11 protein-coding genes, 1 tRNA gene and 1 pseudogene are annotated in these 16035 nt (G+C 71.2%); 7 read left to right on the top strand and 6 right to left on the bottom strand.

Annotated features, from left to right (window positions below; all coding sequences use genetic code 11):
• Positions 1–147: 147 nt before the first annotated feature.
• Positions 148–2199: a YfjP family GTPase gene (locus OHA11_RS30720; protein WP_266507586.1), complete on the bottom strand. Its 2052-nt coding sequence runs from the start codon at positions 2197–2199 to the stop codon at positions 148–150.
• A 5-nt stretch (positions 2200–2204) separates the two neighbouring features.
• Entirely contained in the window at positions 2205–3812 is a 1608-nt protein-coding gene (locus OHA11_RS30715; RefSeq protein WP_266501995.1) for a dynamin family protein, read from the bottom strand.
• Positions 3813–4123: 311 nt separating this feature from the next.
• Here OHA11_RS30715 and OHA11_RS30710 point away from each other — a divergent pair.
• Positions 4124–4196, top strand: a tRNA-Arg gene (locus OHA11_RS30710).
• Between the two features lie 240 nt (positions 4197–4436).
• Here the strand turns inward: OHA11_RS30710 and OHA11_RS30705 are convergent.
• The 4 genes and pseudogenes from OHA11_RS30705 to OHA11_RS30690 all read right to left on the bottom strand — a co-directional run.
• Positions 4437–4975, bottom strand: a pseudogene (locus tag OHA11_RS30705) (IS5 family transposase); the annotation flags it as partial.
• A gap of 265 nt (positions 4976–5240) precedes the next feature.
• The gene (locus tag OHA11_RS30700; protein ID WP_266501994.1) at positions 5241–6107 is read right to left on the bottom strand and encodes a tyrosinase family protein; all 867 of its coding nucleotides are present in this window, start codon (positions 6105–6107) and stop codon (positions 5241–5243) included.
• On the bottom strand, positions 6091–6528 hold the full coding sequence (locus OHA11_RS30695; protein ID WP_266507584.1) for a tyrosinase family oxidase copper chaperone: 438 nt from the start codon (positions 6526–6528) through the stop codon (positions 6091–6093). The genes OHA11_RS30700 and OHA11_RS30695 overlap by 17 nt, the downstream gene beginning before the upstream one ends.
• A 688-nt stretch (positions 6529–7216) precedes the next feature.
• Positions 7217–7501 carry a hypothetical protein gene (locus OHA11_RS30690; RefSeq protein ID WP_266501991.1) on the bottom strand — a complete coding sequence of 95 codons (285 nt, stop codon included), beginning with the start codon at positions 7499–7501 and terminating at the stop codon, positions 7217–7219.
• An 824-nt stretch (positions 7502–8325) separates the two neighbouring features.
• Here OHA11_RS30690 and OHA11_RS30685 point away from each other — a divergent pair.
• The 6 genes from OHA11_RS30685 to OHA11_RS30660 are packed head-to-tail and all read left to right on the top strand — an operon-like array spanning position 8326 to position 16034.
• A complete protein-coding gene (locus OHA11_RS30685) occupies positions 8326–9474 on the top strand; it encodes a DUF3344 domain-containing protein (protein ID WP_266501990.1) in 1149 nt (382 codons plus the stop codon).
• 49 nt (positions 9475–9523) lie between these two features.
• On the top strand, positions 9524–10705 hold the full coding sequence (locus OHA11_RS30680) for a glycosyltransferase (RefSeq protein ID WP_266501989.1): 1182 nt from the start codon (positions 9524–9526) through the stop codon (positions 10703–10705).
• Entirely contained in the window at positions 10702–12129 is a 1428-nt protein-coding gene (locus OHA11_RS30675; protein WP_266501988.1) for an exopolysaccharide biosynthesis polyprenyl glycosylphosphotransferase, read from the top strand. The genes OHA11_RS30680 and OHA11_RS30675 overlap by 4 nt, the downstream gene beginning before the upstream one ends.
• 5 nt (positions 12130–12134) lie before the next feature.
• Complete coding sequence (locus tag OHA11_RS30670) at positions 12135–13496, top strand: O-antigen ligase (RefSeq protein WP_266501986.1); 1362 nt, start codon at positions 12135–12137, stop codon at positions 13494–13496.
• A complete protein-coding gene (locus tag OHA11_RS30665) occupies positions 13487–15286 on the top strand; it encodes a lipid II flippase MurJ (protein ID WP_266501985.1) in 1800 nt (599 codons plus the stop codon). The genes OHA11_RS30670 and OHA11_RS30665 overlap by 10 nt, the downstream gene beginning before the upstream one ends.
• Complete coding sequence (locus OHA11_RS30660; protein WP_266501984.1) at positions 15270–16034, top strand: polysaccharide deacetylase family protein; 765 nt, start codon at positions 15270–15272, stop codon at positions 16032–16034. Before OHA11_RS30665 ends, OHA11_RS30660 begins: the two co-directional genes overlap by 17 nt.
• Position 16035: the final 1 nt, after the last annotated feature.

Here is a 16035-nt window from a genome sequence, read left to right as displayed (position 1 = left end):
TGAGCGCTGTGGCCTACCGCCCGGTTGTGGACAACTCCGCCACCCGAACGAGGACTTCACCCCACGAGAACCGTTCACCTCGCAAGGTCGCCACGTCGCGAAGACGTCACCCCGAGAGGAGGCCAGGTCGCGAGGACGTCACCCCGCCTAGACACCGACCCCCGTAACCCGCAGGTACTGCTCCCTCACCTCCCGATACCGCAGCAGCTCCGACGCCAGCGGATCGAGAACCCGTGCCCGGCCGCACCCCGACGCCGCCTCCCGCAACCGCCGTTCCGCCTCCAGCCCGTACCGCCGCGCAGGCCCGCGCGCCGCCAGTTTGCAGGCCCATTCGACGCCCGGGCCGCCCACGATGCCGATCACCATCAGCAGCACTGGGACCCCGAGGTTCGGCGACATGAAGCCGATGACCTGCCCCAGCAGCCAGACCCCGCCGATGACCTGGAGGATCGTCATGGCGGCCTGGGCCAGTACGGCGATCGGCCACCAGCCGGGCCTCGGCGGCCGCCCAACCGGCGTACCGGCTCGCACGGCCAGCTCGTCGAGCGCCTCGCACAACCCCTGTGACCCTCGTACCGCCGCCTCGCGCACCGCCTGCGCCCAGGGCACGGGCAACCCTCCGGCCGCCTCCTCGGCGACCGTACGGACCGCCTGTTCGACGCGCTGGCGCGCCGTGGCCTCGTCGTCGGCGTGGACTCGTAGGGAGAGACGTCCGGTCGGGGGTTCGCGGCGGTCCTGGTACCAGCGCCACATCCGCAGCCAGGGCGTGCCGCACGCGCGGTTGGCGTTGCGCCGCCACGCCCGTTCGGCCGCCTCGCCCGCCGCCGTCGCGCCGACGGCGTCCGCCAGCCGGTCGGCGAACTCGTCGCGCGCCTCCTCGGTGAGCCCGGCCGACCGCCGGTTCGCGTAGACGGGCCACAGCCGGGCCGCCGCCGCGTCCACGTCGGCCGAGATCCGGCGGGCCGCGGCCCCCCTCTCGGCCACGAAGTGCCCGAGCACCTCGCGCAGTTCAACGATGCCGTCCCCGGTGAGGGCCGACAGCGCGAGCACGGTCGCGCCCGGCTCTCCGTAATCGCCGAGTGCGATCCCGTCCTCGTCGAGCAGTCGCCTGAGGTCGTCGAGGACCTGGCCGGCGGCCTCTCCGGGCAGCCGGTCGATCTGATTGAGGACTACGAAGGTGACCTCCGCGTGTCCCGCCATGGGCCGCAGATAGCGTTCGTGCAGCACGGCGTCGGCGTACTTCTCCGGGTCGACGACCCAGATGACGGCGTCGACGAGCGCCAGGATGCGGTCCACATGTTCGCGGTGCTGGACGGCCGCGGAGTCGTGGTCGGGCAGGTCCACCAGAACGAGCCCGCGCAACTGCGCCTCGGCCTCGGGGCTCTGCAGCGGTCGCCGTCGCAGCCGCCCGGGAATTCCGAGCCGGTCGATGAGGCTCGCCGCGCCGTCGCTCCAGCTGCACGCGATGGGCGCGGCGGTGGTCGGCCTGCGTACCCCGGTCTCCGAAATGGCCACTCCGGCCAGCGCGTTGAAGAGCTGCGACTTGCCGCTTCCTGTGGCGCCCGCGATGGCGACGACGGTGTGCTGCCCGGAGAGCCTGCGCCGCGCCGCGGCCTCGTCCAGGACCTGTCCCGCCTCGGCGAGCGTCCTGCTGTCGAGCCGGGTACGCGAGAGCCCCACCAGTTCACGCAGCGCGTCGAGACGGGACCGTAGCGACCCTTCGTACACGAGTGGGAGCACTACAGGGGGCCTGTTCTCCACGAATACCTCCTTCACGGGCCTGGCCTGCCCCTCTGCCGTAGCGGACACGCGGCGTGCGATCAGCCCGTCGTCCCAGGAGACACCGGCATCCGCGGCGTCCGCGGCCCCACCGTCCGCGCCTCCCACGCCGCCGTCGCCGCCCTTGCCGCCCTTGCCGTCAGTACGGTCAGTACCGCCCTTGTCGCCGCTGGTGGCGGACGGCTCGGCGTCCATGACGGTCTCCACGCGCACGAGCCCAAAAAGGCGACTCTCCGTGCGGACATTTTTCTTGCCGGGGTCCTTCTTGGGCACGTCTTTGCGCGCGCCCTTGGGGTCGGTGGGGTCGGTCACGAAATCGTCCTCCACGCGCGCGTGCCCACTGTCCTCACGCCCCTCGACACGCCCCTCGTCGTCTCCGGGGTGATCGGCGTGATCCGTGTGGTCCGTGACGGCGGTCACCACGGTCACCTCTCCTTCTGCAGTACGGACAGCGCGGCGATGAGTTCGGCCTGGGGTTGGGGGTGTACGTCGAGTGCGTCGAGCGGGGCGAGCCGCCGCTCCCGTTCGATGTGCAGGGTTCTGTCGAGGTAGTCGGTGAGCAGCCGGCCGCCCTTGTCGCGCAGGCGCAGGGCCCCATGGGCTCCGATCCGCTCGGCGAGTCCTTCGCCCGCGGACCGGGCCCGGCGGCCGCCCAGGAGCGCGGTGGCGACCAGCGCGGCCACCACCTCGGGATCCGGCGCGACGCTCTTCTCAAGGACGCGCACTTCTTCCTCGGCGTGTTCCTCGATGATCCGCCGCCAACGCCGTACGGCCATCCCGATGCGGTGCTCGGCGCTCTCCGCCGTCGGATCACGGTCCGTCAGCCCCGGCGCTGCCGCACCGGGTTCGCGGCGCCAGGCCTCGTCGATACGCTCGTCGGCGGCGGTGACGGCGCACAACAGCAATGAGGCCAGGCTCTCGGCGAGCGCGTCGAGCAGTTCGCCGGCGGTGCAGTCCAGCGGATAGCTGCGCCACCGCTTGAGCGCGTCCCCGGCGAGCACGGCCCCGGCCTGCAAACGGCCCCGTACGCGCGCGTGCTCGCTGTCGTACGCCCCGTCGACGGCCGCGGTGAGCCGCATGGCGGCGGCGTACTGCGCGGCCGCCGCACCGGCCAGCTCGGGCATCCGTGACTTGAGCGAGTCGAGCACTCCGTACGCCGTGCGTGCCATCGCCTGCTGCCGGGATCCGGCATCCTCGGCCTGTTCCGTGAGCCAGGCGAGCAGGGGCGCCACCGCGGTGGCCGGAAGCAGCCCCCCACCCCATGCCGATTCGGGCAACTCGGGCACCGTGAAGCGGGGCACGTCGCCGAGTCCCGCCTTGGCGAGCAGCGCGCCGTACTGGCGCGACACCTCCGACACGACCTGGTGGGGCACCCGGTCGAGGACCGTGACGAGGGTGGCGTCGTGGTCCTTGGCGCTACGGAGCAGATGCCATGGCACCGCGTCGGCGTACCGGGCGGCCGTAGTGACCATGACCCAGATGTCGGCGGAGCAGATCAGTTCGGCGGCGAGCACTCTGTTGTCGGCCACCAGGGAGTCGATGTCGGGCGCGTCCAGGAGGGCGAGCCCGCGCGGGAGGGTGTCTGCGGTCTCGATGCGCAGCACGCGCCCGTCGTCCTCGTCCGGCAGCAGCGGATCGTCCAGGGAGTCCTGTCGGGGCACCCACACGCGCGTGAGGTCGGGCAGTACGCGCATGCCGCTGAACCAGTGATGGTCCTCGGGGTGGCACACGAGCACCGGAGTACGCGTCGTGGGCCGCAGTACCCCGGCCTCACTGACCCGCCGCCCCACAAGGGAGTTGACCAGTGTCGACTTGCCCGCCCCGGTCGATCCCCCGATCACGGCGAGCAAGGGTGCTTCGGGTTCTCTCAACCGGGGCACGAGATAGTCGTCGAGTTGCGCGAGCAGTTCGTCGCGGTTGGCACGCGCGCGTGGAGCCCCCGCCAGGGGCAGCGGGAAGCGTGCGGCGGCGACACGGTCGCGCAGGGCGGAAAGTGCGTCGAGCAGCTGAGGCCGTACGTCCAAGGTCACCACATGCGAAGAATGCCCAATTTTAGTGGCTTTCTGAAGCATATGGGCATGTCTGCGCGCCGATCGGACACACAGGACGGAAGGGACGCATGGGGCGCAGGCATAACGAGTGCACAACACCCGGGGCGTGAGACGCCAAAAGCGATGCACGATTCGTACCTGCCTGCGATTATCAGGACCGCTTCACTGAACCTCCACATCGAGCCACGGAGGCGAAGCACCAGGGACGGGGACCCGGGCGTTCTATCCTTGTCCCCGGCAAGGTCACGGACCCGCCCACACCCGGGCACCAGCACCACAGGCCACCACATCCGGCCCCCGTAGCTCAGTGGATAGAGCAGGCGCCTTCTAAGCGCTTGGCCGCAGGTTCGAGTCCTGCCGGGGGCGCACCACTACACTCCGCGTTTCCGCAGGTCAGGTAGGGCTGATTGGCCTACCGACGGCCCTTCCAATGGCAGCTCGCGGCATGCTGGGCCGGAGACGACCTCCATCGCTGTGCCGAGCATCGCCCCAGGCAGATATGGATTTCAGGAATTCTGTACGTCCCGCAGATTCGAGCCCGGGGTTGACCCTGTGGAAAGCGCAGCCCTCCGCGGGGTACTGGTCCAGCCTGCGCGACGGGACGAGTCAGGAGTCCTGCTCCGGGTCGACGCCTCGGCCCCTGAGCTTGTTCCTCTTTGACCGACACCGTCGCAGCCTCCTGGTCGGCAAGGGGAGCCCGGCCAGGTAGATCGCGGCTGCCTTCTCGTAGCGGGTCGCGATGCCTCGCCACTGCTTGAGCCGGTTGATTCATCGCTCGACGATGTCGCGCTGCCTGTGGGTCTCGTAGGTCTCGCTGTCAAAGGCTGGTGGCCTGCCCCCGCAGCTGCGCCGGCGCAGCCGGTGTCGGCGCTGGTCAGCCGGCACTGGGATCACGGCCCGAATGCCGCGTTTGCGGAGGTGGTCACGGATCGCGCGGGACGAGTAAGCCCTGTCGGCCAGGATCACGTCCGGCCTGGTGTGGGGCCGTTCGCGGCGTCGGGGAACGCGCAGGCGGGCCATGACGGCAGCGAAGGCAGGCGCATCGCCGGCCTGCCCGGCAGTGAGAATGAACGCCGCGGTCGACAGCGGCCGTCGGCGGCAAGGTGGACCTTGGTGGTCAGCCCGCCGCGGGACCGGCCGATGGCATGGTCGTCCGGTGAGAATCCCAACGAGCTACCGGGGCCGGCGGACAGGCACCTCAAGCCATGTTTTCACGCCAGCAGGCGTACCCGACAGGGATCAGGGGGCCTGACCTGCGCCGGTTCACTCACGTTGTCGAGCACGGGAAGCGATTACAGCGAGATGCCCTGCGTCGCCCAACAGACAGGCCGCAGCGGGATGCCCGGCGTCGCGTGCGAAGCCCGGTAAGGTGAGGCCTTCGGGCGGCCCACCCGCAGGTGGTCGTGTCTCCTACGTGTACCGATAGACCGCGCTGTGATTCTCCAGTTCCTCCGGGGTCACGTCCCACGGCGGCATCCTCTCGTGCCGCGCGACGACCCGGCCGCGCTGGGCATCCCTCGGGCCGGGCGGCTTCGCGGGAAGATAGCGGGCGTCCCGGTGCCGCCGCTGCCAGCGGGACCACACCAGGTCGACGAAGGCGTGGTGCATCCAGAAGACGGGGTCGTTGACGGAGGCGCCGCTCACCATGTGGCCGCCGACCCATCGGTGGACCCGGTTGTGGTTGCGCCACGACACGGCGCCGCGACCCGGCCCCCACCCCTCCAGCTTGTTGCGGAACCCTTTGGCGGACGTGGAGTTCCAGGGGGCCGTGTCGTAGACCGGGTCCGCGAGGGCGCCGTCCACATCCCCGGCCGTGGGCAGAGCGATCGGGTCCCGGGAGCGGCCCAGGTCCCGCATGAGGTACTCGGCGTCGGTGATCCCCTCTTTGATGGTCCACTGGCCGTGGCGGTGGGCGAAGGGGCCGGTCAAGACCTGCCGGTCGGAACGCCGCCCGGTGCCGCCGAGCAGGTCCTCGGTCCACGGTACGGCCGTCGAGGCACGGTTGCGTGTCCAGTCCCAGTACGGCACGGTCACCGACTCGTCCACGCGGCGCAGCGCCTGCTCCAGGTCCAGCACGAACCTGCGGTGCCAGGGCAGGAAGGAGGGCGCCATGTGGGCCGTGCGCGGGCCGCTCTCGCCGTCGGGAACGAAGTACTGGATGTGCATGCGCACGAACTCGTCGTACTCACCGCGGCGTTTCACCTCGATCAGTGCGGTCACGAACCGGCGCCGCTCGGAAGGGGTGAGCGTGCTGACGTCCTTACGCGTGTACACCATGGCGATGGTCCCCCTCGGTTTCCTGGCCGCCGCTCGGCGTACCGCTGTCGTCCATGCGGCTGCCGGTTCCGTCCGACGCCCCCAACCGCATGGTGGGGCCGAGTTCGTCCACAGCCGCGCGCGCCGCGGCGAGTGGCGTCGGATACGACTGGTAGTGGTCGACCATGGTCATCCAACTGCCGTCGACGCGACGCATCAGGTGCAGTGGCCGCCCGTCCACCGTGACGTGCCACACGGCCGGGACGTCGTCCCCCAACCGCACGGCGTCGTCTCTGATGCCGACGATGCGCCGTCCGCGATATGTCTCGCGAAACCACGCCCCCTTCGGCCCGGTCGCCCACGACGCCGCCAAGACCGGTGCGAGCGCCACCCCGGCCACCGCGAACAACCCCCGCAGCATCCGCCTCCGCCCGGTGGGCACCGTGGGTTCGACGGCAAATGACGGGCAACCGACCGCGGTCGCTGACGAGGGTTCGGCCAGGAGTGGCAGGGCGGCAACGGCGACTCCCGTGGAGTCCGCCGCAGAGTTCGAGGAATCGGCCGCGGTGTTCACCGATCCGGTCATGTCTTCCTTCCGCGAGCCGTCGACGAAGGCGTCGGTTGAGGTCACCGCGGCACCCTACAGACGTGCCGGATCGCACTCGGACGTTCTCTCACCCGAGTGGACCACACACGCCGGCATGACCACACGAACGAGGGAGTCTCCGAGGCCCTCGTCCAATAATTCACACCCAACTCGTAAGTCAGCACAAAGAATTCTCCATCACATCCAACGAGACCCGGTTTCCTCCTGCACCATCCGAACAGAGGATTTCGGCATCGCATGCACAGGCTCACTCTTTTCGAAATGAATCCGGCCGCAGAAGCCACAGCCACACCCGGGGGGACACCACGCTCACGGCCCGCGGACCGACGGCAGGCAGGTCATCGACATGGCTGCCGCCCAGCGCGCTGCGTGCGGGAGCCGCAGTGGTACGACGATCGACGGACAGCCCCGGCAACGCAGAGGCCGACTCCGCATGGAGCGGAGTCGGCCTCTGCGGAGCAACACCGGGAATTGCCAGAAGCGCCGGATCAGAGGGCGGCGGGCATGGCGGCCGCGGAAGTCCTCAGCCCTTCGGCGGCAGACCGCCCAGCAGCGGGGTGCCGTTGCTCAGCGCGGTGGACGAGCGTCCCACCCGGGTCAGCAGCGACTCCTTCTTCTTCTGCTTGCCGTCGAGCGCGTCCGGCCCCTCCAGCGGCTGCACGTGGACGGGGCCCTTGTCGAGCGTGCTCACCGCGTTGTTGAGGCCCGTGCGCACCACCTCGGTGGCGTTCTGGGCGAACGCGGGCGCGGCGGCACCGGCAATGACCAGGGACCCGGTGACGACAGCGGCGGCCTTCAGAGACTTCATGGTGTTCCTTTCTTCGGCAACGTGGGTAGCGGGGGGATTCCGACGCCGTGCACAACGAGCGCCGCCCGGTCCGGAAACCTGCGTGCAGAGGATTCCCGAGTCCTCATATGAGACCTCTGAAGGATATGACTCTGAAAAGTCTGGACGGGGTACGAGAAAAAGCGGATAAAGAACGGCCGTTGGGCCGATGCCGGCGCAACGGCCGGGGCGGGCGCGGCCCCCGCCTCACGACGGCGGGAGACTCGGCAGCGAGGACAGACCGGCCAGGGTCGGCGCGGGCGGACCGCCGGCGAGCAACGCGGCCGGCACGTCACTCGTGAGGTCGGCGGCCTTGGAGTCGCCTGCCGGTCCGCGCCAGGCAGCACGTCCACGCCCGGGACGGGCAGTTGGGCCCGAGGCCGCATGGCCACCCTCCCGGGCCCGGTCGGCCGCAATGGCCACGGCTCGACCATCCAAACGGGAACCGGCCGCAGGCCGCCCGCGGCCCTCTGCGGGACAACCCCGAGGAGCAGGAGGATAGAAGGCCGACCGAAGGCATGCATGGGCCTCAGCCGTTGACGCGGGGCCGCTCCTCGGGACCGGCAGGGACGCTCCGGCGGGATGCCCGGCGTCGTGTCAAAACACGGTGTCCTGCCGGGGATACCACCGATGAAGCGAGCCCAGGAAGTTCCTTACTTCACCAATCCGACACACTTGTCCAGTTTGACAAGATTATGTCCGATAGCAGCTAGAGTTTGCGCACCTCTTGACGCGTTCCTAGAGCACGCACATCGCTTCTTGCTGCCCCCTGACACCTCCACCTTCCCGAAAGGGCAATGCCGTTCATGCGCAATTCCCTAGCCCTCCTGCTGCGCCGTACAACGGTGGGCGCCCTCGCCCTCGCCGGGATGTGGGCTCCCGCAGCCGCCCTGGCGGTCGCGCCTGCCGCACCATCGTCGCAGGAGGCCGACCGTCTCCCCTTCGCCCAGCGATACCAGGCCCGCCAACACGGCGGGATCGTCCGCGCGGCCAACGTCTCCATCAGCTGCCGGATGCCACGGGCGAACCGCGAATCCCTGCCGCCGACGGCGCGTTCCTGCCCGGCCACTCGCGCAGGCGGGACCGGGGTGAACGGCGACTTCGACATGACGTACGTCGATGTCGACAAGGACCCGAACACCTACAACTCCTCCCGCGCGGAGGTCCGTGTACCCAAGGGCTCACGGGTCAGCTACGCACGGCTGTACTGGGGCGGCAACCTGCGCGTCGGCGAGCAGAAGCCGCCCAAGGACAACGGGCGGGTGCTGGTCGCCGAACAGGGCGGGGAGTACAAGGCGGTCCTCGCGGACACGGTCGTCGGCCACCGTGTGGCGCACGGTGCGGACGCCTTCCAGGCCTCGGCGGACGTCACGAGGCTGGTGCGGAAGAACGGGCCGGGTCTGTACACCGTGGCACAGGTCAACGTGGCGATGGGAAGGTCGACGGCCGGCGCGTGGGGTGGCTGGACGCTGGTGGTGGCGTACAAGAACCCGAAGGAGCCGTTGCGGCACCTCGCCGTCTGGGACGGCTTCGACGCGCTGAAGTCCGGTGCGGGGCAGGAGATCCGGCTGCGCGGAATGCGTTTCCCGGCGGGCGCGGGCGGCCGGGCGGGCCTGGTGACGTACGACGGCGACCGCGGCGCGACCGGCGACACCCTCACCCTCGCGACCACCCGCACGCGCTCCGTCCCGCCGCCCCACGGCACCGAGGTCACCGCCCTCACCAACTCCGCCAATCCCCGCGCCGACGTCCTGAACTCCACGATCAGTGGACCGGGGACGGCCCAGCCGAAGCGGGTGCCGGCGTACGCCCGCACCCTCGGCTACGACTCCGATGTGTTCGATCTCGGAACAGGCCTGCGACGCGGCGGCGACCAACTGGCCTTCCGAGTCGTTTCCCAGCGGGACCTGATCTGGGCCGGCGTGCTCTTCGTCGCCGTCGACGCCCAGCGGTAAGGCGAGTTCCCTCCCGTCCCGAGCGTCACCGTGAGCGAGGACATCGCACATGCACACGTCATCAACCAGCCCTCGGTCACGGGTCCTTCACCTCACCCAGCCCGTGGACGGCGGGGTCGCCCGCGTCGTGACGGACCTGGTACAGGCGCAACTCACGGCCGGCCTGGCCGTCACGGTGGCCTGCCCCGACGGCGCGCTCACCACAGGGCTCCGGCGACTGGGCGCGGACGTACGGCACTGGCAGGCGACGCGGTCACCGGGTCCGTCACTCGTACGGGAGGTACGGCAGCTGGCACGCGTGATCGATGAAGTACGCCCTCATCTGGTGCACGTGCACAGCGCGAAGGCCGGGCTCGCCGGGCGGCTCGCCGTCCGGGGGAGGATCCCCACCGTGTTCCAGCCGCACGCCTGGTCGTTCGAGGCCACCGGCGGGGCCGCCTCGGCGCTCGCGCGGGCGTGGGAACGGTGGGGGGTGCGTTGGGCCTCCCAGGTGGTGTGCGTGAGCGAGGCGGAGCGCATGACCGGCGTGCACGCCGGGATCAGCGGGCGGTGGAGCGTCATCCCCAACGGCGTCGACCTGCAGCGCTTCCGCCCCGCCCCCGTCGGCACCGTACGGGCTGGGCTGAGGCCGTTGCGCGAGGTCGATCCCGCCGCGCCGCTCGTCGTCTGTGTAGGGCGGCTGTGCCGGCAGAAGGGCCAGGCCGTCCTGCTGCGGGCGTGGAGTTCCGTCGCCCGCAGGGTGCCCGGCGCGCGTCTCGTCCTGGTCGGCGACGGGCCGGACCGCGACCGGCTTCGGGCGGTCGCGCCGAGGTCCGTGCTGTTCGCGGGTGCCGTCGCCGACGTCGTCCCCTGGTACCAGGCCGCCGATCTCGTCGTTCTGCCGTCCCGTTGGGAGGGCATGGCGCTGGCCCCGCTGGAGGCGATGGCCTGCGGCCGGCCGGTGGTGGCCACAGACGTCGACGGTGCCCGCGAGAGCCTGCCTCCCTCACTCGCCTCCCGTTGCCTGGTCCCGCCCGAGAACCCGGCGGTGCTGGCCGGGGCCGTCACCGAACTGCTGCTCGACCCGCCGCTGCGCGCATCGCTCGGCTGCCAGGGGCTCCAGTACGTCCTGTCCTCGCACGACGTGCGGCACACCGCCGAGGCGGTTGCGGACATCTACCGCCACCTGATCGGCGTGCGACCCGCACCACGCGTCGCACCCACGGAGCATAGGGAGTCCATCCACTCGTGACCGCGGACAGCACTATCGCCCCTCCCGGCACACAGCCCCGGGATCACGGATTCTCGCCCGTCTCGGTCATGCCGTCGCGCGGCGCCGTCCCGAGTCCCCCGTCCCCCGCCGACAGGCGGCCCGCACGGTCGGCCTCGCCGGCGCCCCTGCTCGTCGCGGACGGGACAGCCGCCCTGCTGGGTGCCCTGACACTGGCCGGGACTCAACTCCGCCCGCTCCCATCGGCCTTGCTGTTGGCCGCGTCGCTGCTGCTGCGCCCGCACCAAACGCGCCGACCGGTGCCGGGCATCCTCGACGAACTGCCCGCAATCTGCCGCCGGACAGCGGTGGCCTGGCTGGCGCTCGCCGCACTGGTGGCGGCGTACCGGCCGGACGACGCGCTGTCCACGCGCACCCTGTTGGTGGGCTTCGCCGTGCAGGCTGCGGCGAGCTGCGCGCTGCGCGGCATCGTGCACGCGAGGTGGCGCGCCGCGCTGCTGCGCAACCCGCGCACCGCGCTCGTCATCGGCCCGGCGGTGACCGCGCAGCGCGTGGCCGCCGCCGTGTCGCGGCACCCTTGGTGCGGGGTACGGCCGGTGGGGATCGTGGCCGAACAACAGGACGGCGCCGGGGGCCTGCCGGTTCTGACGACCGGTGAAGAGGTCGAGAGGGCGGTCGTCCAGAACAGCGTGCGGGCGGTGCTGGCCGTCCACCCCTCCGTACGGACCCAACAGGGACCGCTGCTGAGCGCGCTGACCGAGCGGGGTTGCGTGGTGTGGGAGGTGGACGCGGACTCCCCGTCGTACGCGACGAAGGACCGACTGGCAGGGTTCTCCTGCAGGCGCCTGGAGAGGACTACGACGCCACGCGGCAGCGTGGGCAAGCGGGCGCTCGACATCGTCGTGTCGGCGACACTGCTGCTGCTGGTCAGCCCCCTGTTGCTGGTGTGCGCGGTGACACTGCGGATCAGCGACGGGCCGGGGGTGGTGTTCCGGCAGGAGCGCATCGGCAAGGGCGGAAAGCCGTTCACGCTGCTGAAGTTCCGCACTCACCGTCCCGTCGACGAGCACGAGGCGGCGACCCGGTGGAGCGTGGCGGACGAACACGAGATGCGCGGGTTCTGCCGCATGCTGCGGCGCACCTCCCTCGACGAGCTCCTCCAGCTGTGGAACGTGCTCCGGGGCGACATGAGTCTGGTCGGACCTCGGCCCGAGCGCCCCTACTTCGTCGCACAGTTCAGCGAGGCCCACCCCGGCTACGCGGCTCGCCACCGTATGCGGACCGGCGTCACCGGCCTCGCCCAGATCCATGGGCTGCGCGGCGACACGTCCATCGAGGACCGCTTCCGGTTCGACAACGTCTACATCGACAACTGGTCGCTGTGGCAGGACGTGTGCATCCTGTTGCGCACCGTGGCCACGCTCATGCGTCCGACGGGAAGCTGAGAGCCATGACGCTCGCACTGACGCCGCTCATGCGCCGGGACACCGTCCTGACACCGGTCCTGCCCGTGGTGGCTGTGCTCGCCCTGCTGGCGCTGCCGCTCGACCCGAGCAGCGAGGGCGGCCCAGGTCCCGCCGACGCGGTGTCCGGACTCCTGGTGCTCCTCTGCGCGATCCGCCTCGTACGGGACCGGCGGCGCCCCTTGCCGCGTACGGCCGCCGTGGTGCTGGGCCTGCCGGTCCTCGGGCTGGTCGTCGCTGCCCTGGGGGCGTACTCGCCCGAGGCCGGGATCGGCGGTATGGGCCGATATCTGCAGATCTTCGTGCTCGTCCCGGCGGCGGTCCTGCTGCTGATCCGCGGCCGGGGCGACTTCCGGCTGCTGGCCTGGTCGTTCGTGGGGCTCGCGGGCTGGCAGGGGGCCGTCGGAGTGCACCAGTACGTCACCCGGACCGGCGCCTCCTTTCAGGGCGAGCAGATCCGGGCCGTCGGCACGTTCGGGCCACAGGACGTGATGGGGATGGCAACGGTGGTCGGCATCGGCCTTGTGTGCGCGTTCGCCCTCGCGCTCGGGCAGACATCCGTACGGCAAAGGGGAGTCGCCCTCGCATGCGCGCTGGCGCTGCTGCTGCCGCTCGCGCTGTCCTTCAGCCGGGGCGCGTGGATCGCGACGGCTGTGACCTGCGCGGTGCAGCTGGTCCTGGCCGGGCTGCGGCGCGCGCTCAAGGTGGCTGCGGTCGTAGCCGCGGCGGGCGTGGTCCTGGTGGGCGGTCTCAGTGTCGGCACGGCGGTGCTGGAGGAGCGGATCGACAGCATCACGCAGGTCACCGACGCCCCCGACCAGTCCGTCGTCGACCGGTACGCGATGTGGGCGGCCGCCACCGACATCTGGCGCGAACACCCGCTGACCGGCGTCGGGTTGAAGGGCTTCCCCGAGTACCGGGACGCGTACGCCTCGCCGGCGCTGTCGTCGGGCAGCGACACCGAGGGCGCGGGGGCCGCGTACCGGAGGCAGCCGCTGCTGTCACCGCACAGCATGTATCTGCTGGTGCTGAGCGAACAGGGCCTGCTCGGGCTGATGGCGTTCGCCGGGAGCTGGCTGGCGCTGCTGGTGTGCGGGCTGCGGGCGACGGTGCGGGCGCGCGCGTCGGGGCGCCGCGGCCTCGACTGCGGGCTGGTCGCCTGCGGATTGCTGATCTGGCAGCTCACCGACTTCGTGTACGCCGACATCGGCGGCCCCTCCACCGTGCTGACCGCCGTGTCCTTCGGGTTGGTGACGTGGTGGGCGCTGGCCGGGAACGGCGAGGCGCAGGCAGCTCCGCCGGTTCCGGTACTCAGAAACGCGCGGAAGAGCGTGGCGCGATGCCCGTGACGCCGCCGCAGACTCCGCGTGCGCCCCGTTGCGGGACCGACGGGGTGGTCGTGCCCGCGGCACGGGCAGCCACGCAGGACGTGAACGGCACCGGCTCCCCTTTGGCTACGGCTACGGGGAAGTTCATCGCGAAGGCCGCTCTGATCACGGCGTCGCTGTCGGTCGCCGGGGCGCTGCTCGGCCTGGTGCGGGATCAGGCACTGGCCCAGCTCTTCGGGGCGGGCAGCGAGACGGACGCCTTTCTGGTCGCGTGGACCGTACCGGAGTTCGCCGCCACGCTGCTCATCGAGGACGGCCTGGCCATCGCGATGATCCCGGCTTTCAGCCTGGCCCTGGCCCGGCGCGCCCAGGGCGTCCCCGGCGACCCGGTTCGCTCCCTTGTCGCCAGCACCCTGCCCCGCCTGTCCCTCGGCTTCGTCGCCGTGTCCGCTCTGATCATCGTAGGGGCCCCCTACCTGGTCGGGGCTCTGGCACCCGGCCTGCCCGAACCCGGCCTCGCCGCCGACTGCACCCGGCTGACGGCGACCTGTGTACTGAGCTTCGGGCTCGCCGGGTACTGCAGCGCGGCTCTGCGGGCGCACCGTCGCTTCCTGGCGCCCGCGACGATCTACGTGGCCTACAACGCCGGCATCATCGCCGCGATGTTCCTGCTCGGCGAGCGCTGGGGCGTGCGATCGGCGGCGGCCGGAGTGGCGGCGGGCGGCTGTCTGATGGTCGCTGTCCAACTGCCGTCCCTGCGGCGGCTGCTGAGGAGTCGCCCATCCGTTTCCGGCGGCGGGGTCAAGGTACCCCCGATGAACCTCGCCCTGATCAGCAGCGTTCTCCTCTTCGCCATGTGCCGCCAGTCCCAGGTCCTGATCGAGCGCTTCCTCGCCTCCACCCTTCCCGCCGGGGCCATCTCGCACCTCAACTACGCGCAGAAGGTGGCCCAGATCCCGATGACGCTGTCGCTGATGCTGTGCACCGTCACCTTTCCGGTGGTCGCGCAGGCGCTCGCCGACGGCGACACCGAACGGGCTCGCGCCCGCGTGGAGCGGGACTTGGCGCTCGCTTGCCGCCTGGTGCTCTTCGGCACGGCCACGGTGGTCGCCTGCGCTCCGCAGATCATCGCAATCCTGTTCCAGCGGGGTGCGTTCACCGCGCAGGACACGGTGGTGACCGCGGGCGTCCTGCGCGTGTACGCCCTCGGGCTGCTCGGCCAGACCCTGGTGGGGGTACTGATCCGCACGTACTTCTCGGCGGGGCGGCCGACCTGGTATCCGATCGGAGCCATGACCGCGGGTGTCGTCGCGACCACCTGGATCGGGGTGGGAACCGTGGACATCTGGGGCGTGTCGGCGATCGCCGCCGCCAACGCCGCCGGCATCACCGTCACGGCCGCACTGCTGCTCGCCGGTCTCGCGCAGGAGCCGAACGGGCACGCCCGTCCCAAAAACGCACGGCGAGCGGGAAGACCCGCAGGACCGAGCTCCTTCGTCTTCTCGACCTGGACCGCGGGCCGCCGTCGTCGAGCCGCGCAGTACAGCAGGTCACGCGGGGTCCCCATCCATACCCGGCACGTACTGTCCGATCTGGGCCGGCCGCTGCGGGCGGCGGTGGTCGCCACGGTGGCGGGGGCGTCCGCCTCAAGCGCGCCGGGGTCCCCGGTGGTGGGTTTCGCGGTCGGCTGCGTGACCGTGACCGCAGTTTTCCTCCTGCTCGGACTGGCCCTGGGCACCCAGGGCCGCGCATCCGCGCTTCATTCCGTAGGCGCCGTCACGCGGAGGCTGAGACATGGCCGTTCCAGTTGAATCCGTCGGCACGGGCAGACACCCCGCCGCGCGGCCCCGTCCGATCCCGTGGGTGGCGATGTACCACTCCGTGGGCGACTGCTCCGACGACCCGTACCGCATCACGGTCACGCCCGAGCGGCTGGAGCGGCAGCTGGCCTGGCTGCGCCGGCGCCGGCTACGCGGCGTGTCCCTGCGCGAACTGTTCGCCGCCCGCGCCCGGGGCGAAGGTCGGGGCCTGGTCGGTCTCACCTTCGACGACGGATACGCCGACTTCCTCGCCCATGCTCTGCCGGCGCTGCGCCACTGGAACTGCGGTGCCACCCTCTTCGTCCTGCCCGCCCGGCTCGGGGGCGTCAACTCCTGGGACCCGCTCGGCCCGCGCAAGCCGCTGCTGTCCGCGGACGGCGTCCGGCGGGCGGCTGCCGCGGGCGTGGAGATCGGCTCGCACGGGCTGACGCACGTCGATCTCACCCGGGCCGACGAGGCCACATTGAAGGCTGAGGTCGCCGACAGCAGGGCACTGCTGTCGGAGCTGATCGGTGCTCCGGTCGACGGCTTCTGCTACCCGTACGGCACGGTCGACCGCCGCGCCGTCGCCGCCGTACGCGAAGCCGGGTACGCCTACGCCTGCGCCATCGACCCCGGCCCCCTGACCGGCCCGCACGCCCTCCCGCGTCTGCACATCGGCCAGAACGACACAGCCTGGCGGCTGCACCTCAAGCACCGGCTGCACCGGCTGCGCCGGCGCCCCGTGGAGGGCGTGTGAC

This window comes from Streptomyces sp. NBC_00878 (assembly GCF_026341515.1).
GTDB lineage: Bacteria > Actinomycetota > Actinomycetes > Streptomycetales > Streptomycetaceae > Streptomyces.
The sequence above is the reverse complement of the archived record's forward strand: the minus strand, read 5'-3'. Positions and strand labels throughout refer to the sequence as shown.

Bases quoted from the DNA above. Each gene is read 5' to 3' on its own strand.
- OHA11_RS30700 (WP_266501994.1), bottom strand. From the start codon at position 6,107: ATGGTGTACACGCGTAAGGACGTCAGCACGCTCACCCCTTCCGAGCGG.
- OHA11_RS30670 (WP_266501986.1), top strand. From the start codon at position 12,135: ATGACGCTCGCACTGACGCCGCTCATGCGCCGGGACACCGTCCTGACA.
- OHA11_RS30680 (WP_266501989.1), top strand. From the start codon at position 9,524: ATGCACACGTCATCAACCAGCCCTCGGTCACGGGTCCTTCACCTCACC.
- OHA11_RS30690 (WP_266501991.1), bottom strand. From the start codon at position 7,501: ATGAAGTCTCTGAAGGCCGCCGCTGTCGTCACCGGGTCCCTGGTCATT.
- OHA11_RS30660 (WP_266501984.1), top strand. From the start codon at position 15,270: ATGGCCGTTCCAGTTGAATCCGTCGGCACGGGCAGACACCCCGCCGCG.
- OHA11_RS30665 (WP_266501985.1), top strand. From the start codon at position 13,487: ATGCCCGTGACGCCGCCGCAGACTCCGCGTGCGCCCCGTTGCGGGACC.
- OHA11_RS30685 (WP_266501990.1), top strand. From the start codon at position 8,326: ATGCGCAATTCCCTAGCCCTCCTGCTGCGCCGTACAACGGTGGGCGCC.